We start from the raw sequence: 19,300 nt of genomic DNA, 5'->3' as shown, positions 1-19,300 counted from the left end.
TATGGTTAGAAATTGCCTTTCTATTATTCTTGCAGCAGGTGAGGGGACTCGTATGAAGTCCTCTCTTCCCAAAGTGCTGCATAAAATTGCTGGATTGCCCCTAATCTGCCACGTTATAAAACAAATAGAATTAGCAGGTGTTGCACAATTAGCTGTTGTTGTGGGGAAGGAGGCAGGCTGTGTTACCGAAATTGTTCAATCATTTGTAAAAAATGCGATGATTTTTGAACAAAAAGAACGTTTAGGAACCGCTCATGCTGCTCTTTGTGCGCGCTCAGCTTTGCAAAAAAAAATGGATGATGTTCTCATTGTTTTTGGTGATACCCCTTTGATTGAGCAAGATTCATTGCTCAAAATTCGTATGCCGCTTGCTGAGGGAGCAGATATTGTTATCGCTGGTTTTTATGCTGAAAATCCAACAGGTTATGGGCGTCTTCTAGAGAAAAATGGTAAACTTATCGCGATTATAGAAGAAAAAGATGCAAGCGATGAAGAAAAAGAGATTGCTTTTTGTAATGGTGGAATAATGGCTATTAATGGAATGCATGCCCTTTCTCTTTTAGAGAAGGTTGATAATAATAATTTTAAGCAAGAATATTACCTAACAGATATTGTCTCCATTGCATCGCGTGAAGGATTAGATGTTCGAGTTGTTGAAGTGCCTTTTGATAATGTTATAGGGATTAATAACTGTATAGAGCTTTCTGAGGCCGATGCTTTGTGGCAAAAGCGCAAAGCACGTGATTTAATGTTGTCTGGTGTGACGATTCTTAAACCAGAAACTGTTTATTTTTCTCATGATACAGAAATTGCACCTGATGTGGTCATTGAACCAAATGTTTATTTTGGGGTGGGGGTAAAAGTCCATCCTGGCGCAGTTATCCATGCGTTTAGTTATTTAGAAGGTAGCGTGGTTGGTGTGGATGCACGAATTGGTCCTTATGCACGTTTGCGTTCTGGAACAGAATTAGCGCGGTCTGTAAAAGTTGGAAATTTTTGCGAAATTAAACAAGCAAAAGTGGGAGAAGCTACTAAGATTAATCATTTAAGTTATATTGGCGATGCAGAAATTGGTGCACATAGCAATATTGGGGCTGGTACCATTACTTGTAATTATGATGGATTTCACAAATATAAAACTGAGATTGGTGATAATGCCTTTATTGGTTCCAATTCAGCTCTTATTGCTCCACTTATTATTGGAAAAAGTTCTTATATCGCTTCAGGAAGTGTCATTACCGACAATGTGCCTGTAAATAGTATCGCTTTTGGGCGTGCACGACAGGTGATAAAAGAGGATTATGCAGCAAGATTACGAGCACGTTTGGCTGCAAAAAAACAAAAAAAATAATCATTTTCAGTTTATTTCTTTACTTTATGATGATCTCATAATTAGCTAGGGAGCTTATTCTTAAGTATTGCCGTATACTATATTTTCTTTATTTATACCTTAAAGTTTTAAATAAAGGGTGTTGGATTATTTGTTTGATCTATAAATCTGGGATGTGAGTTGGAGTTTTTGAATGTGCGGAATTATCGGAATTCTTGGAAATAAAAGTGTTGCATCCTCTTTGATTGAAGGTTTGAAACGTCTTGAGTATAGAGGATATGATTCCTCTGGTATAGCAACAGTACATAATGGACGCCTTTATCGTATGCGTGCTGAAGGGAAGCTTATTCATTTAGAAGAAAAATTTAAAAAGGCCCCTCTGGAAGGAAATTTAGGGATTGGCCATACGCGTTGGGCCACACACGGAGTTGCTGTAGAACGAAATGCCCATCCTCATATAACGGAACGCCTTGCCATTGTTCATAATGGTATTATTGAAAATTTTGTAGAATTGCAAAAGGAACTCATTGAGGATGGTTATATCTTTGAAACAGAAACGGATACTGAAGTTATTGCGCATTTAATTACGCATGCTTTAGAAAGTGGTCTTTCGCCACGAGAGGCTATGCGCACAAGTTTGAAAAGGTTGCAAGGTGCTTTTGCCATTGCTGTTATTTTTGAAGGTGACGATAATCTTATGATTGCTGCTCGTTCTGGTCCGCCGCTAGCGGTTGGCTATGGAAGAGATGAATTTTTTGTCGGCTCTGATGCCATTGCTTTGGCACCATTCGTAAATCGTATTAGTTATATGGAAGATGGTGATTTGGCTGTTCTCACACGTGAAGGAGTAACAATTTATAATGTCGAAAATCAGCTGGTAGAACGCCCTATTAATACATTGTTTGAAGAATCTTTATTAGTTTCTAAGGGCAATCATCGTCATTTCATGCACAAGGAAATGTTTGAACAACCTGAAGTGATTTCTCATAATTTAGCGCGTTATCTTAATCTTGGAAATTACACGATTCGCTCACTTGATAATTTGATTGATTGGAAAAATATTAACCGATTGTTGTTTGCAAGCTGTGGAACAGCTTATTATTCAACCTTAGTTGCACGCTATTGGTTTGAGAAGTTTGCTGCTTTAAGCGTTGATAATGATGTCGCTTCGGAGTTTCGTTATCGTGAACCACCCATAACTGCTGATATATTACCGATATTTGTTTCCCAATCTGGTGAAACAGCAGATACTTTAGCTTCGTTGCGTTATTGTCGCGAGCGTGGTGTAAAAACAGCAATAATTGTGAATGTTGAGCAATCGACAATGGCTAGAGAAGCTGATTTTATTCTACCAACATTAGCCGGACCGGAAATTGGTGTTGCTTCAACGAAAGCCTTTACTTGTCAGTTAGCAACCCTTGCTGCAATGGCGCTTAGTGCTGCTAAGCAACGGGGGTCTCTTTCAGAGAAAGAAGAACATCTCTTTGTTCAACAGTTAGCAGAGGTGCCGCGGATTTTAAATGAGGTTTTAAAGCTAGATGATAAAATTGAAGGAATTTGTCGTCATTTAGTCAATGTAAAAAGTGTTCTTTATCTTGGTCGTGGTACTTCTTATCCAATTGCTTTGGAGGGGGCGCTTAAACTGAAGGAACTCTCTTATATTCATGCTGAAGGCTATGCAGCGGGTGAGTTAAAACATGGGCCTATTGCACTGGTGGATGAGACAATTCCAGTGATTGTTGTTGCACCTTATGATCGGTGGTTTGAAAAGACTGTTTCTAATATGCAAGAAGTAGCAGCACGCAATGGTCGTATTATTTTGATAACAGATAAAAGAGGAGCAGAAGAAGTTCATCTTGATATGTTGTCGACTATTATTTTGCCAAATGTTCCAGAATTTGTTGCCCCCATTATTTATGCTTTACCCATTCAATTAATCGCATACCATACCGCTGTTTTATTGGGAACAGATGTTGACCAGCCCCGTAATTTGGCAAAATCAGTCACTGTTGAGTAAAAATGAATTTTGTATTTTTGCAATTTTTGAGCAATAATTAAGGGGATAATAAATTAATTTATAATAATCATTTGTTATTTTCTCTATTGAACGAGGATATTGAATATAGGGGTATTTTTCATTTAACTTCTTCCGTCTCAGAATCTCAAAAATATTTTCTTGATTTTCACAAAAGAGAACAGATGTGTAAAGAGAAAACAGTTTTAGAAAAGCTAGATATTGTCTCTCTTTTACTGGTTTTCATGCAAAAGAACTGCAACCTTGAAGGTCAGGAGATCTAGAATGATGTTATTGGCTTATGTTACACCACAAGTAGTAAGGTCGATTATGGACAAAGGGATCTTGCATTATATCATTTACAGTTGGTTAGAGAGCGAACAGAGAGTTGTTAAACGGATATGTAAACCTGTGTCTTTTTTATTATTATCCTGCTCGTAATAAACGCGTGGCGTCGTCTCGTCCGAAAAGATAAAGAAGCAAACGTAAAGTTTGTCCTCGCTCAGAAGAAAGATTAGGATCACGTTGCAAAAATAAACGTGCATCTCTTCTTGCTATTGATAAAAGATCACCATGGACTGCGAGGTTTGCCATGTGGAACTCCGGCATACCGGATTGTTTTGTTCCTAAAAGCTCTCCTTCCCCTCGCAGACGCCAGTCTTCTTCAGCAATTTTAAAGCCATCTTCTGTATTGCGTATAATATTAAGACGCTCTGCGGCCATTTTTGTTAAAGGATCTTTGTAGAGCAAAATACAGGAGGATTTTTTTTCTCCTCGTCCAACACGTCCACGCAATTGGTGCAATTGTGAAAGACCGAAATGTTCTGCATGTTCTATAATAATGATTGAAGCGTCAGGAATATCTACACCGACTTCAATAACTGTGGTTGCGACTAAAATACGAATATCTCCACATTTAAAAGATGCCATAGCGGCTTCTTTTTTATCTGTAGACATTTTCCCATGGATCATACCAACTCGTGTGCCAAATCGCTCTTGGAGAAGAGCAAAACGACTTTCAATTGAAGTGAGTTCAAGAGTGGTAGATTCTTCTACTAAAGGACAAATCCAATAGAGTTTTTCACCTTTTTCTAAGGCAATAGTAATTCGTTCGATGAGTTCATTAAGACGTTTTAAAGAAAGTGTTGCCGTTGTAATTGGTTGTCGTCCAATTGGTTTTTCAGTAATTTGGGAAACATCCATATCACCAAAAGCTGTTAAGACGAGGGTCCGTGGAATAGGGGTGGCAGTCATTACCAGCATATCAGGTTTATGGCCTTTTGCTGTAAGGGCAAGACGTTGGTGTACACCAAAACGGTGTTGCTCATCAATAATGGCTAAGGCAAGGTTATTGTAAGAAACACTGTTTTGTATGAGGGCATGGGTTCCGATAATAAGGGAAGCTTGACCTGATATAATATCGTTTAAAATATTTTTGCGCAATTTTCCTTTTTCTCGTCCCGTTAAAAGAACTGTTCGTAGTCCAATCTTTTCAGCAAGAGGTGCAATTTTTGCAAAATGTTGCCTAGCGAGAACTTCTGTAGGCGCCATTAAAGCTGATTGACTTGAATTTTCAGCAATTTGTGTCATTGCCATGAGGGCAACAACGGTTTTTCCTGATCCCACATCACCTTGGAGAAGTCTTAACATTGGTTCTGGTGAAGCAAGATCATTTGCAATCTCTTGTATTGCTTTTATTTGTCCATTTGTCAGCTGGAAGGGAAGGGCTTTCAGCAGTTTTTGAGTGTAAGCTCCTGTTGGTGGCCGAGAAGTTCCAGAAAGAGATTTGGTTTTTAAACGCACTAAGCCAAGCGCCAGTTGACAAGCGAGCAATTCATCATAGGCAAGACGTTTGCGTGCTGTACTTTCTAAGTTTAAATCAGCAAGATCGATGGGCGCATGGATGCGGCGTAAAGCAACAGGAAAAGAGGAAAAGTTTTGTTGCTTTTTCACGCTTTCTTCTATCCATTCTGGTAAGAGAGGAATATAATCTAAAGCATTTTGTATTGCACGTCTTAGTGTTTTTGCGGATAATCCGGCGGTAGAGGGGTAAATAGGTTCAATGAAGGGAATTTGATTTTCTTGCTCACTTGGTACGATATAATCGGGATGGACCATTGAAAGTTGTCCATTAAACCGTTCAACTTTCCCTGATACAATGACTTTCTTTCCTTCCGGTAGTTGTCTCTTTAGCCAAGAATGTTGTGCATGAAAAAAGACTAAATTTATTTCTCCCGTTGGATCGTGTGCAGTGACGCGATAGGGTAAACGTTTACGACCAATTGGTGGTGGTTGATGTTGGTCAATAACAATTTCGAGAGTGAGAGTGATCCCCTCTTGTGCACAAGCAATGCTAGGACATCTTCTACGATCTATAACGGAGTGAGGCATTAATTGCAGGAGATCAATAAGGGTAATTTCATGTTGTGTAGGATTAATATTTAAGACTTTAGCCAGTAAACTATATATTTTAGGAGTAATCCCAGAAAGGGTGCGGATAGAAATAAAAAAAGGTGTAATAAGGCTTGGAGGCATGAGGAAATTTATCCTGCTCTTGTTATTTTTTCTAGTCCTTTAAAAGAGCTTTTTGGGGATAATTTATAGAAGAGGATTTTTTATTTACATTTTAAAATTTGAAGCAGAAAAATTAATGTTTTAAAATGTTTAGAATAAAAATTGTAAAAAAAGAATATCAATATTGGTCATATTCTCTCTCTTTTTCTCTTTGTGTATTTATTTGCTGTGCATAGAGATATTTTCTTAATGGAAGTCTTCTGTAAATATCATAAAAATAAAATGTCTTGTGAAGGCGCTGAATTCCATATGCTGAGTGATGCGTTTATAGATTCAAGGGTATAATAAAGGGTATAATAAAGTTAGAATATTTTCTAGTATAGACAAATAGCAGTTGCGATTTGGTATTTATTTTGTTGTAGGAAATTTAAGAGTGGCAGAAGATAAAAGTAAAACACGAGATAAAAAAAAATCTCTTCCTCGCTTTATTCATTTAAGGGTGCACTCTGCCTACTCATTGCTCGAAGGGGCTTTAAAAATTCCACAAATAATTCAACATGCGATTTCAGATCATACACCAGCAATTGCTATTACAGATACGAATAATTTATTTGGTGCTTTGGAGTTTTCACAATATTGTTTTTCTCAAGGGATTCAGCCTATTGTTGGTTGTCAGCTCGCGGTTGATTTTGGTGATGAACATGACAATCGAAGTTTTGCTAAAGGGCGCCATTCTTCTGATTTTTGCTCTGTTGTTTTGTTAGCTGCAAGCGAGGCTGGTTATGCTCATCTGGTTCGCCTTGTTAGCCGTGCTTACCTTGATAAGTGCGACACTGATCCTCCTCATATTAAAATGGATTGGCTGTCGTCACACAGTGAAGGAATAATTGCTTTAACAGGTGGCAAGGGAGGCCCACTTAATTTTTCTTTGGCAGAAGGTAGAAAAGAACGTGCTGTTGAACGTTTGATTTCTTTAAGAAAAATTTTTGCTAATCGTCTTTATATGGAATTACAGCGACATGGCTCTTTTGATCAACAAGTAGAAGATACGCTTCTTGAATTGGCGTATAAATATGAAATTCCTCTTGTTGCAACCAATGAAGCTTTTTTTCTGAATAGGCAAGGGTATGAAGCACATGATGCACTGATGGCAGTTGCAGAAGGGCAAATTGTTTCTAATCCAGAGCGTAAACGTGTAACACCAGATCATTATTTGAAGTCACAAGATGAAATGGTTGCATTATTTTCTGATCTTCCAGAAGCTTTGGAGAACAGCGTTGAAATTGCATTGCGTTGTCATACTGCTACCCCTATTAGAAAACCAATTTTGCCGCGTTTTGTAGAGAAGTCTATTGATTCAAATCGTGCTTTAGAAGTAGAAGATAGGGAATTACTAAATCAGGCTAAGGCTGGTTTAAAAATGCGGCTTGAGACAGTTGGATTGGCCGAAGGATATACAATTGCAGATTATGAGCAGCGGCTTGATTATGAAGTTTCCGTTATTACGCGCATGCAGTTTTCTGGCTATTTTCTTATCGTTTCAGATTTTATAAAATGGGCGAAGTCTCATGATATCCCTGTTGGTCCTGGGCGTGGTTCTGGTGCTGGTTCACTTGTTGCTTATGCGTTGACTATTACCGATGTTGATCCATTACGTTTTTCTCTTCTCTTTGAACGTTTTCTTAATCCAGATCGTGTTTCTATGCCGGATTTCGATATTGACTTTTGTCAAGAGCGACGCGAAGAGGTTATTCATTATGTTCAGGAAAAATATGGACGCGATCAAGTTGCCCAAATTATTACCTTTGGTAAATTACAAGCGCGTGCCGTGTTGCGTGATGTTGGACGTGTTTTAGAAGTACCTTATCGTCAGGTGGATTATCTTACGAAATTAGTTCCTGCTACACCTGGAAGCCAAGTTGAATTGGCTGATGCTATCAAGGATGAGCCTAAATTTGAGGAGGAAAAGAAAAAAGACCCTGTCATTGGGCGCACATTAGATATAGCGCTTCAACTGGAGGGGCTTTATCGTCATGCATCAACCCATGCGGCAGGGATTGTTATTGGTGATCGTCCACTGTCAGAGCTTGTTCCAATGTATCGCGATCCTCGTTCTGATATGCCTGTAACACAATTTAATATGAAATATGTTGAACAGGCGGGGCTCGTAAAATTTGATTTTCTGGGATTAAAAACACTGACTATTTTGAAAATGGCGGTAGATTTTGTTGCACGGAAGGGCATTAAAATAGAGTTGTCGAATATCTCTCTCAATGATGAAATGACCTATGCTATGATGGCACGTGGCGAAACAGTTGGCGTGTTTCAAGTGGAAAGTTCTGGTATGCGTAAGGCGCTGATTGGGATGAAACCAGATCGTATTGAAGATATTATTGCTCTTGTCGCCCTTTATCGCCCTGGTCCAATGGAGAATATTCCAACCTATAATGCACGCAAACACGGGGAAGAAGAAATTGCTTCTATTCATCCTAAAATAGATCCTCTGATTAAAGAAACACAAGGTGTTATTGTTTATCAGGAACAAGTGATGCAGATTGCTCAGGTTCTTGCTGGTTATTCGCTTGGAGAAGCGGATTTATTGCGTCGCGCTATGGGTAAAAAGATTCATAAGGAAATGCAAAAACAGCGTACGCGTTTTGTGAATGGGGCTATTGCTAACGGTGTTGATAAGGATCAGGCTGATATTATTTTTGATCTTTTAGCAAAATTTGCAGATTACGGTTTTAATAAGTCACATGCCGCTGCTTACGCGATTGTTTCCTACCAAACAGCTTATATGAAAGCGCATTATCCAGTTGAGTTCTTAGCCGCTTCAATGACGTATGATATGACAAATACAGAGAAGTTAAATGATTTCCGGCGTGAAGCATTAAGATTAGGTATTAAGGTTGTTGCACCTTGTGTGCAAACATCACATCGAGTTTTTGAAGTTGGTGATAGCTGTATTTATTATTCTCTTGCTGCCATTAAAGGAGTAGGGGAAGCGGTTGTCGATCATATTGTCGCTTGCCGTGGAAATAAACCTTTTAGAGATCTAGAAGATTTTTGTGAGCGTATTGATCCCCGTATTGTTAATAAACGTGCGATGGAAAGTTTGGTTTGTGCGGGCGCCTTTGATTGTTTTCATATTGCACGTGAAGTTTTATTGGCAAGTCTTGAAACGCTCAACGCGCGTGCACTTCGTATCCTTGAAAACAATTCTAGTGGGCAGACTGATATATTTGCGATGATAGGTGGATTAAAAGAACCTTTGATCTTGTCGCAAACCTCTCCTTGGTTACCGGATGAAAAACTTCATCGAGAATTTCAAGCAATAGGTTTTTATTTTTCTGCACATCCTTTGGATGAGTATCAAGCTATTCTTGCAAAAAAACGCGTACAAACTTGGGCTCATTTTGCCAATGCCGTTAAAGGAGGAGCAGTCGCCGCTAGGCTTGCTGGAACTGTTGTGGCAAAACAAGTGCGCAAAACAAAATCCGGAAAGAAAATGGGAATTATTCATTTTTCTGACACGAGTGGACAATATGAGACAGTTCTCTTTTCTGAGATGCTTTCGGATTACGGGGAGATTTTAGAGCTTGGAAAATCTTTTATCATTACAGTGAGTGCAGAAAATCGCTCTGAAGGTGTGAGTTTGCGACTTGAGACAGTTCAGTCTTTGGAAAAAGAGATATCACAGCATCATAAAATGATGCGCCTCTTTATAAAAAAAGTCGATATGCTTGCACAAATTGAGAAAAATTTAACCCCTAGTGGAAATGGAGAAGTAGGGCTGATCCTTATTCAAGAGGATGGAGTAAGGGAGATCGAAATTGCGCTTCCAAAGCGATATAAGGTTAATTCACGTGTGGCGAGTGCTATGAGATCAATTGAGGGTGTTGTTGAGGTGGAATTGATTTAAAACAAAAATTGTAAGGTAATTGCTTATTTGAGATTCTCTTTTTTTGAGTGGTAGCTTTATTTTTTGAATCGGATTCTAGATTTTGAAAGTTCTTACTTTATTAGGAATAAATGATGACAGTATCTCAGTATTATAAATTCAAGAAAATGTGTTTAATGTATCAAACATCATTAGAGGAATTTTATAAGTTTTTATCATATGTTTTTGTGCGATTCATCGCGTCGTACATATAAAGCCAATTAAGGCTGGACATGATACTTTCTGCTGTGCGAATTTTCATGATGAAATTACGTGCAATTGCTATGGGCCCAGTTGCATGGTAAGCTATTCTATTAAAATCTCCACGTCTTTTTACGGCTTTAATTCGGGGCATGCGTATTTTTTCGTAAAGTGAAAGAGCTTTGGTTAATGAAAGCTCTTTAAGCGAGAGAACTTCTGCTAATGTAGCGGCATCTTCGATTGCCATAGCAGTGCCTTGTGCTGCAAAGGGTAAGGCGGCGTGCGCACTGTCCCCAACAAATACTTGTCTTTCTAAACCTAAAAAACGATTCCGTTCCATTTGAAAGAGTGGCCAATAGCTCCATTCATCAATATGATCAAAGATTTGCAAAATTTGCAGATTCCAACCTTTAAAAAGAGATTTCAAATCTTCTTTATTTCCTCTATGTGCCCACCCTTTTTTTGAATTTTCTCCATGAGTAATGGCTACGAAATTAAAAACCTTTGCGGATGATTGAATGGGGTAGACGACAAGATGATTTTTAGGTCCCATCCAAGCGGTAATCGTTTGCATATTTCGTAATAAAGAACAAAAGCTTTTAGGAAGATTTTTAAATTCTGCTGTAGCACGCCAAGCAATAAAACCACTGAAACTTGCCCTTTCATGGAAAGGAGCGAATTGCCGTAATGTGGACCAAACTCCATCACATCCAATAAGAAGTGGTGTTGAATAAAACTGCTGTTGTTGTTCAGTTGCTGCACCTGTCTTTCTTGTTTTTATATGAATACTGTTAGAAGCTGTTAGAGTAGACGATATGACAGTTTCGCCTGTTTTATATTTGATAAAAGGATTTTCAATTACAGCATTGTATAAAACTTTTTGTAAAGCGGCGCGGTGAATCGTAATATAAGGAGCTTGCCAATTTTTTTCCGATAAAGTAGTAAGATCAATATGAAGTCGCGTTTTTAAAGATACCCCATCTCGTAACTCAAGAAAATATGGTCTTGTTCCTCCTTCAAGAAGCTTGTTAAGAAGTCCCCAATGTGCTAAGATACAGGTTGCATTTGGGGTAAGCTGAATACCTGCTCCGACAGCGTTAAGCTGTTTGCACTTTTCTATAAGTGTACTTGCAATCCCTTTATGAGCGAGTGCTAAAGCAGTGCTTAGACCAGCAATGCCTCCTCCAACGATGATTGGTGATTGATTCATGTGTTTCTTTCATATTGAAAGAGCAGAAAATGCACTATAATGGATTGTTTGTATGGTATAAACATCCAGTTGGATTTGTTTGATCGTATGATAGTGAAGGATTATAGCGATAAAGTGTTGAACAATAAGGGCAAATTTTTTCATCCATTGCTCCCATATCAATAAAAATATGAGGATGATCAAACGGTTGTGTAGCGCCTACACACATAAATTCTTTTACACCAATTTCAATTATTTTATATCCAAGATCATTTTGGAAATGGGGGATGTTATGATCGGCCATGGTATAAAAGCTCCGAATAAATTGCTTCAATCAGGGATGATTTGGATCATCTATCTTATATATTAGTTTGTAATAAAGCTTATAACAATGCAAGGTGCTTTTTTATACAAATCAAAGATCTTTTTGTTATTCAGGGTTATTACCGCGTTTTTAGTATTTTGGCATGGGAATGTTTTCAAGTATTTTGAAAGTTTACATGCAAATAATGTAAGAAAAATTGAGCAATTGATTATGTTATTATACGGTAATATATCATAAAGTGTTCTATGATATATTTATCGATAATGGGTTTATAAAGTATAAAGGAAGATTAGCTAAAATAGATGGAACAGAGGGTGGCAGATCAGGTTGCTATATCGGATATAACAATGAAAAATCCGGTGCGGTTTATTAATAGAGAATTTTCATGGTTACAATTTAATACCCGTGTATTGATGGAAGCTGCTAATACAAAGCATCCTTTACTAGAACGTCTGCAATTTCTTTCGATTTCGGCAGCAAATCTTGATGAATTTTTTATGGTTCGTGTTGCGGGCCTTGCTGCTCAAATTCGTGATGGGGTTACAAAGTGTAGTGCAGATGGACGCACTCCACAGGAGCAACTTGATTTTGTGTTAGATGAGATTTCACGTTTACAGCTTCATCAATTACAAGAATTGCGTGTTTTAGGTCACGAATTAAGACAGAATAATATTGAAATTATTGGTTCTGATAGGCTTTCAGAAATTGAGAAATCATGGCTCGAAAAATATTTCCTTGATATAATTTATCCTGCTCTAAAACCTTTACCTATTGATTCTGATCACTTGTTTCCCTTCATTCCTAATTTAGGGCTTTCGCTTGCTCTCCAACTATATCGGTGTATTGATCAACATACAAATAGAGTATTGTTGCCTATTCCAACGAACTTGAAGCGTTTTATTCTTCTTCCTCAAGAAGGTAATCATTTTCGTTTTATTGCTTGTGAAGATGTTATTAGCCTTTTTATCAACCATATATTTCCTGATTATAAAGTTGATGGAATTGGTACATTTAGAGTGATTCGTGATAGTGATATTGAAGTAGAAGAAGAGGCTGAAGATCTCGTTCGTTTTTTTGAAACTGCTCTTAAAAGGCGTCGTAGTGGGCAAGTTATTCGAGTCGAATTTGATGCGAAAATGCCGGAGAATTTATGCCAATTTATAACCAATTGTCTCGCCGTTCCTGATAATTTTATCAGTATTATCGATGGATTATTGGCGCTTAATATGGTGTCAGAAATTGTATCTATTCCACGTGATGACTTAAAGTTTGTGCCTTATAATCCTCGTTTTCCTGAATGTATTCATAAGCATAAGAGGGATTGCTTTGCGGCTATTCGTGAAAATGATATGGTCATTCATCATCCTTATGAAACATTTGATGTTGTTGTGCAATTTTTACGTCAAGCTGCTAGCGATCCTGATGTTGTAGAAATCAAACAAACTCTTTATCGCACATCAAATAATAGCCCAATTGTCAACGCTTTGATTGAAGCTGCTGAAAAGGGAAAATCTGTGACTGCTTTAGTAGAACTTAAAGCACGTTTTGATGAGGAAGCGAATATCCGTTGGGCGCGTGATCTTGAGCGTGCGGGCGTGCGTGTTTTTTTTGGTTTTATTGCATTAAAAACACATGCTAAGATATCACTGATTGTGAGACGTGAAGGAAAACGTCTTTGCTCTTACGTCCATCTTGGAACTGGAAATTATCATCCAGTTAATGCTAAAGTTTATACTGATCTTTCTTTTTTTACTACTGATGATGATATTGCTTATGATGTTGCCTTACTGTTCAATTATATTGCTCAATATAAACGTCCAAATGCAGTAATGAAGATTGCGTTTTCACCCTTAACATTGCGTAGTCGTATTCTTAAGCATATTGAAGAAGAAATTACCAATGCGCAACAGGGGCGATTGGCTGCTATTTGGATGAAAGTTAACGCACTGGTTGATCCTGAAATTATTGATGCTTTGTATCGTGCTAGTCAAGCGGGGGTGCAGGTTGATCTGGTGGTGCGAGGCATATGCTGTTTGCGTCCTGATATTCCAGGAATTTCAGATAATATTCGTGCAAAATCAATTGTCGGGCGTTTTCTGGAACATAGTCGCGTTTTTTGTTTTGGTAATGGTCAAGATCTCCCCAGTGAAAATGCAATTGTTTATTTTGGATCGGCTGATATGATGCCTCGTAATCTGGATCATCGTATTGAAATATTGGTACCAGTTTTAAATACAATGGTTCGGAAGCAGATTCTTTTACAAATTATGCTCGCCAATATTATTGATAATCAACAAAGCTTTGATATACTAAATGATGGAACATCAAGACGTATAACACCGCAAAGAGGTGAAAGTCCGTTTAATGCGCAGGAGTATTTTATGGCCAAAGAAGGTCTTTTGAGGTGGAAAAAATTGTTTGAATCTTCTGCTTCGCATTTGGTTGCGTTGCATCGACAGTATGCCAAACTGCGTAAAGACTGAAATCCAATGACATATATAAATGCTCAGGGTCGGCTGAAAGGGTGTAAGCCTGTCGCTGTTATCGATATTGGTTCAAATTCTGTTCGACTTGTTATTTATGAAGGGCTTGTTCGTTCACCAACAGTTTTATTTAATGAAAAAGTTCTCTGTGGTCTTGGGCAAGGTGTTGCAAAAACTGGATTTTTAGAAGAAAAATCCATGAAAATGGCTCTGCAAGCATTAAAACGGTTTCGTGCGCTTTGTCGGCAGATTGGGGCAGATGATGTTTATACACTGGCAACAGCAGCGGCGCGTGAAGCTAAAAATGGATCAGCATTTATTCAAAATGCGGAAAATATTTTGCAAAATAAAATATGCCTTCTTTCAGGAAATGAAGAGGCTCTTTATTCAGCATATGGGGTTATTTCTACTTTTTATCAGCCAAAAGGTATTTCTGGAGATCTTGGTGGCGGAAGTCTCGAACTTATTGATATTGAGAACTCTGATGTAGGAGAGGGGATAACTCTGCCGTTAGGTGGTTTACGGCTACAGTATATGTCTAATAATGATATTGCTGTTGCCACAAAAATTGTCCATGAGCATTTTTGTAAATCTGCTGTTGTTCGTAAAGGGATGGCACGTTGTTTTTATGCAGTAGGAGGAACTTGGCGCAATTTGGCAAAACTCCATATGGCAACCAAACATTACCAGCTACCTGTTATGCATGGCTATGAAGTTGATGCTGTTGAAATGGAGGATTTCTTGCGTTTTATCATGAGTGGCAGTATCAATAATATGAAAGGAATTTTCGCTGTTTCAAAAAATCGCCGTCAGCTCTTGTCTTATGGAGCGATTGTTCTTATTGAACTTATTCAGTCTACCGGATTTGAGAAAATAATCTTTTCTGGAGCTGGTGTGCGTGAAGGTTTTCTTTATTCAAAATTGCCGCAAGAGATTCGTGTTTCAGATCCTCTCATTGCAGCATGTACTGAAACGGCTATTCTCCGTGCGCGTTCACCAAAGCAGGCAGAAGAACTCATTGATTTCACTACCAATGCTTTTGATATTTTTGGAATTGCAGAGACTGAAAATGAATATCGTTATCGTAAAGCAGCTTGTCTTCTTGCAGATATTGGTTGGCGCATACATCCAGATTACCGAGGTAATGAGGCGGCAAATCAGATAGCGCTGGGATCTTATCCAGGAATCTCTCATGAGGGGCGCCTTTATGCTGCACTTGCTGTTTTTTTTCGCAATACGGGTATGTCGATTAATGAAGAATCTCTTCCTCTTTTTCAATTAGCAAGCAAAAATATAATTGAGAAGGCGCGCATTCTTGGTGAAATTATGCGTATTGCTCATCTTTTTAGTGCTTCTACCGCAGGAATTCTTCCTCATTTTTCATGGCATAAAAAGACAGATCATATTGTTTTATATATTCCTAGGCGTTATGCTGATTTATTAGGAGAACGCCCTCTTACTCGGCTAAAAAAATTATCAAAAATAATAAAATCTCCTCTTTCTTTTGAAACTTTCTAAATCGTTTTCTATCGTATATTCTTTCTATGTATTTTGATCGCTATACAGTTTCATCTTTTAGTTGTTGGGTTGCTTTTTCAATAAGGCATTTAATTTTTATGATACAATGATATGGAATATCGTATCTCCATACTTTTTTGCATTAAACTTCTTGTTTTGTAATATATCAAGCTCTTGTTTATAAAGAAGTTTTTTCTGTTTCTATTTAAATTGGAAACTTTCTGTTGTTAAGATATTGGATTATCATTTTTAAAACATATTCTAAGTAATCCCCAAACATAGATAATAGTAGATTTTATGGAATGAGAGACCTTAAAGTTTGATGAGAGCTCTTCTTTATTTTTTCAAACAAAATTGGCTTAGCAAGTTGATTGCTCATTTTTCTCTTTTTAATTTTTTACTAACTTTCACATTAATGAGGCATATAAGCTTCTTTAGAAGATTTTTTGGCGATAATCACAAAATGCAAAGGGTTGTTTTTGCAAATTAAAATTGTTTGATACTTATTTTACCATCCTGAAAATAAAATCCTATCTGTCCTTTGAGCATTTGCTCAGCTTTTTGACCAAATATTTCATAACGCCAACCATTCATAGCAGGGATATTTTTCTTTCCACATCCATTGGCGATTTTTTCTAAATCATTGGAAGTTGCAATAATTTTAGGTGCAATACCGTTTTCGTTCGCAACGAGTTTTAATAACACTTTGAGAAGCTCAATGACGGCAGTCGATGTTTCATTGAGTGGATTATGTTTGGGAAGGGGAGGTAAAGTAGCAAGATCGACCTCTAAGCCTTCGTGAATAGCTTCGATTAAAGTTTGTGCATTTGCAAGTTTATTCCAATTTTTATTTAGGCTGCGCAAACGTTTTAAAGCAGATTCGTCTTTTGGTTGTTGGGTTGCAATTTCGATAAGGCATTCATCTTTCATGATATGACGACGTGGGATATTATATTTTCGTGCTTTGCGTTCACGCCAAGCTGCTATTTTTTGTAATATGGCAAGTTCACGCAGTTTTTTTACTTTGCCTTTTACTTTTTTCCACGCTTCATCTTCAGGCATATCATAGGTTTTAGGATTTAAGAGAATCGCTATTTCATCATTCATCCAATGTATGCGCTTGTTTTTTTCTAACTGTTTTTTTAATAAGAGGTAAACATCTCTTAGATAGGTTACATCGGCAAGTGCGTAGAGTAGTTGTTTTTCGGAAAGAGGACGATAACTCCAATCTGTAAAGCGGGATGATTTATCAATTTGATGACCCGTGCAGCGTTGTACAATTTGATCATAGGAAATAGAATCACCAAATCCGCAAATTGATCCTGCTATTTGTGTATCGAAGAGAGGGTAGGGAATGATACCTCCGAGATGATAAATAGTTTCGATGTCTTGACGTGCAGCGTGAAAAACTTTGGTGATTTTTTTATCGATCATGAGATCAAAAAATGCTTGTAGATTGATATTTGGCGCTCTTGGATCAATCAGTAGCGTAACGTCTGGTGAGGCAAGCTGAATTAAACACAGTTGAGGCCAAAAAGTCGTTTCGCGGATAAATTCGGTATCTACTGTTACAAACTCTGAAGTCCGTAGAGCAGAAACTGCAATTTCAAGATCTGTTGTTTGTGTAATAAGATTCATCATTCCATTATAGCTAGATAAATTAAATTTGTCTTTTATTGACTTTTTTTTCGAGTCTTTATCCTCATATCTTGACAAGTGGTTGTTAAAAAGCGTTTGTAGCGCATGTAAAATTGTAATCAAAGGTAAAAACTATGCATCGTTATCGCAGTCATAATTGCGCTGCTCTTCGTAAATGTGATGTAGGAACAAAAGTTCGTCTTTCGGGATGGGTTCATCGCGTTCGTGATCATGGCGGAATCCTTTTTGTAGACTTACGTGATCATTTTGGAATCACACAGATTGTCGCTGATCCTGCTTCGCCAGCTTTTAAAATTATTGAAACAGTGCGTTCTGAATGGGTCATTCGCGTGGATGGGCAAGTGTGTGCACGTTCTGATGAGGTTATTAACACATTTCTTCCAACAGGGGAGATTGAAATTTTTGCCCAAGAGGTAGAAATTCTCTCAAAGTCTGATGAACTTCCTCTCCCTGTTTTTGGCGAGCCTGATTATCCAGAAGATATTCGGTTAAAATATCGTTTTCTTGATTTGCGTCGCGAAACTATGCACAAAAATATAATGCGTCGTACTGAAATTATTGCTGCTATCAGACGCTCTATGCAGGAGAATGGTTTTACGGAATTTATGACACCACTTTTGACAGCTTCATCACCGGAAGGAGCGCGCGATTTTTTAGTTCCAAGTCGTATTCATCAGGGAAAATTTTACGCATTGCCACAAGCACCTCAGCAGTACAAACAGTTATTGATGATGTCAGGTTTTGATCGTTATTTTCAAATTGCTCCATGTTTTAGAGATGAAGATCCAAGGGCTGATCGTCTTCCAGGAGAATTTTATCAATTAGATGTTGAAATGAGTTTTGTTGAACAAGAAGATGTTTTTGTAACAATGGAACCCATTATGCGTTCTCTTTTTGAAGAATTTGCAAATGGAAAACCTGTAACACAAAGCTTTCCTCGTATTTCTTATGATGAAGCAGTGCGAAAATATGGTTCTGATAAGCCTGATTTACGCAATCCAATTATTATGGAAGATGTTTCTCAGCATTTTTGTGATTCTGGTTTTAAAGTTTTTGCTCAAATTTTGGCAAATGATGAGAATGCACAAGTATGGGCTATTCCGGCTAAAACGGGAGGAAGCCGTGCTTTTTGTGATCGTATGAATGGATGGGCACAAGGTGAGGGGCAACCAGGACTCGGTTATATTTTCTGGCGTGAAGAAGAAGGAAAGTTTGAAGGTGCTGGACCTATTGCCAAAAATATTGGTGAGCAGAGGACTGAAGCACTCCGTATGCAGCTTGGCCTTGAAAGTGGTGATGCCTGTTTTTTTGTGGCGGGAGATCCAAAGAAATTTGCATCTTTTGCGGGAGCAGCGCGAACACGGGTAGGGGAAGAATTAGACCTTGTGGATCGGGAGTGTTTCTCTTTAGCGTGGATAGTTGATTTTCCATTTTTTGAATGGAATGAAGATGAGAAAAAACTTGATTTTGCACATAATCCTTTTTCTATGCCCCAAGGTGGGGAAAATGCTCTTGAGTGCCAAGATCCTCTTACTCTTAAAGCTTTTCAGTATGATCTTGTTTGTAATGGTTATGAGATTGCATCAGGTGGAATCCGTAATCATTCACCAGAGATGATGCTTAAAGTTTTTAATCTTGCTGGTCTTTCTAAAGAGGTCGTGGAAGATCGTTTTGGTGCTCTTTATCGTGCATTCCATTATGGAGCACCGCCGCATGGTGGTATGGCTGCTGGAGTTGATCGTATTATTATGCTTTTACAAGGTGTTAAAAATTTACGTGAGGTTGCTTTATTTCCTATGAACCAACAGGCGCTTGATCTTTTGATGAGTGCACCATCTGATGTTTCTCTTCCGCAATTACGTGATTTAGGGATACGAATTGCTCCTTCCGTCAAAAATGGTTAATAAATTGATTGTGTGTTGTTACCATTTTTATTCCCAGTAAGGCTTTAGGGACTTTGAATTACATTAGTGTGTATGTTGTTTATAAAAAGCTTTAAGATATATGCTTTCTTTAAGTTTTTTAACTCAAGGTAAAAGATCTTGTGTCCCAATGTTAAAAAAACAATGCAGTGTGGCTAAACGTTGCATTATTCCAAGAGAGAGATAAGATTTTATAAGTTTAGAT

The 19,300-nt window shown here is 37.9% G+C and carries 10 protein-coding genes; 6 read left to right on the top strand and 4 right to left on the bottom strand.

Annotated elements, in window-relative coordinates; genetic code table 11:
* The first annotated feature begins 1 nt into the window (after position 1).
* Complete coding sequence (gene glmU / locus AC0QT4_RS04625; RefSeq protein ID WP_473200545.1) at positions 2–1,351, top strand: bifunctional UDP-N-acetylglucosamine diphosphorylase/glucosamine-1-phosphate N-acetyltransferase GlmU; 1,350 nt, start codon at positions 2–4, stop codon at positions 1,349–1,351.
* Between the two features lie 172 nt (positions 1,352–1,523).
* Positions 1,524–3,347: a glutamine--fructose-6-phosphate transaminase (isomerizing) gene (glmS, locus tag AC0QT4_RS04620; RefSeq protein ID WP_473200544.1), complete on the top strand. Its 1,824-nt coding sequence runs from the start codon at positions 1,524–1,526 to the stop codon at positions 3,345–3,347.
* Between the two features lie 423 nt (positions 3,348–3,770).
* Here the strand turns inward: glmS and recG are convergent, their stop codons facing one another.
* Positions 3,771–5,879 carry an ATP-dependent DNA helicase RecG gene (gene recG / locus AC0QT4_RS04615; RefSeq protein WP_473200543.1) on the bottom strand — a complete coding sequence of 703 codons (2,109 nt, stop codon included), beginning with the start codon at positions 5,877–5,879 and terminating at the stop codon, positions 3,771–3,773.
* A 412-nt stretch (positions 5,880–6,291) separates the two neighbouring features.
* Here recG and dnaE point away from each other — a divergent pair, with 412 nt between their 5' ends.
* Entirely contained in the window at positions 6,292–9,780 is a 3,489-nt protein-coding gene (dnaE, locus tag AC0QT4_RS04610) for a DNA polymerase III subunit alpha (RefSeq protein ID WP_473200542.1), read from the top strand.
* Between the two features lie 181 nt (positions 9,781–9,961).
* Here dnaE and AC0QT4_RS04605 read toward each other — a convergent pair whose 3' ends face one another.
* Both AC0QT4_RS04605 and AC0QT4_RS04600 read right to left on the bottom strand, forming a co-directional pair.
* Entirely contained in the window at positions 9,962–11,209 is a 1,248-nt protein-coding gene (locus tag AC0QT4_RS04605) for an FAD-binding protein (RefSeq protein WP_473200541.1), read from the bottom strand.
* A 34-nt stretch (positions 11,210–11,243) separates the two neighbouring features.
* Positions 11,244–11,492, bottom strand: coding sequence for a zinc-finger domain-containing protein (locus AC0QT4_RS04600; protein WP_473200540.1), 249 nt, complete (start codon positions 11,490–11,492; stop codon positions 11,244–11,246).
* 323 nt (positions 11,493–11,815) lie between these two features.
* Here AC0QT4_RS04600 and AC0QT4_RS04595 point away from each other — a divergent pair, with 323 nt between their 5' ends.
* Both AC0QT4_RS04595 and ppx read left to right on the top strand, forming a co-directional pair.
* On the top strand, positions 11,816–13,996 hold the full coding sequence (locus AC0QT4_RS04595; protein ID WP_473200539.1) for an RNA degradosome polyphosphate kinase: 2,181 nt from the start codon (positions 11,816–11,818) through the stop codon (positions 13,994–13,996).
* Between the two features lie 6 nt (positions 13,997–14,002).
* Entirely contained in the window at positions 14,003–15,514 is a 1,512-nt protein-coding gene (ppx, locus tag AC0QT4_RS04590) for an exopolyphosphatase (RefSeq protein WP_473200538.1), read from the top strand.
* 486 nt (positions 15,515–16,000) lie between these two features.
* On the opposite strand, the gene rnd is transcribed toward ppx, so the two are convergent.
* On the bottom strand, positions 16,001–17,155 hold the full coding sequence (gene rnd / locus AC0QT4_RS04585; RefSeq protein WP_473200537.1) for a ribonuclease D: 1,155 nt from the start codon (positions 17,153–17,155) through the stop codon (positions 16,001–16,003).
* Between the two features lie 131 nt (positions 17,156–17,286).
* On the opposite strand from rnd, the gene aspS reads away from it, so the two are divergent.
* Positions 17,287–19,077 carry an aspartate--tRNA ligase gene (gene aspS, locus AC0QT4_RS04580; RefSeq protein WP_473200536.1) on the top strand — a complete coding sequence of 597 codons (1,791 nt, stop codon included), beginning with the start codon at positions 17,287–17,289 and terminating at the stop codon, positions 19,075–19,077.
* Positions 19,078–19,300: the final 223 nt, after the last annotated feature.

This window comes from Bartonella sp. EBT8, assembly GCF_055796165.1.
The sequence above is the reverse complement of the archived record's forward strand: the minus strand, read 5'-3'. Positions and strand labels throughout refer to the sequence as shown.

Bases quoted from the DNA above. Each gene is read 5' to 3' on its own strand.
- glmU (WP_473200545.1), top strand. From the start codon at position 2: ATGGTTAGAAATTGCCTTTCTATTATTCTTGCAGCAGGTGAGGGGACT.
- glmS (WP_473200544.1), top strand. From the start codon at position 1,524: ATGTGCGGAATTATCGGAATTCTTGGAAATAAAAGTGTTGCATCCTCT.
- recG (WP_473200543.1), bottom strand. From the start codon at position 5,879: ATGCCTCCAAGCCTTATTACACCTTTTTTTATTTCTATCCGCACCCTT.
- AC0QT4_RS04605 (WP_473200541.1), bottom strand. From the start codon at position 11,209: ATGAATCAATCACCAATCATCGTTGGAGGAGGCATTGCTGGTCTAAGC.
- AC0QT4_RS04600 (WP_473200540.1), bottom strand. From the start codon at position 11,492: ATGGCCGATCATAACATCCCCCATTTCCAAAATGATCTTGGATATAAA.
- AC0QT4_RS04595 (WP_473200539.1), top strand. From the start codon at position 11,816: ATGGAACAGAGGGTGGCAGATCAGGTTGCTATATCGGATATAACAATG.
- ppx (WP_473200538.1), top strand. From the start codon at position 14,003: ATGACATATATAAATGCTCAGGGTCGGCTGAAAGGGTGTAAGCCTGTC.
- rnd (WP_473200537.1), bottom strand. From the start codon at position 17,155: ATGATGAATCTTATTACACAAACAACAGATCTTGAAATTGCAGTTTCT.
- aspS (WP_473200536.1), top strand. From the start codon at position 17,287: ATGCATCGTTATCGCAGTCATAATTGCGCTGCTCTTCGTAAATGTGAT.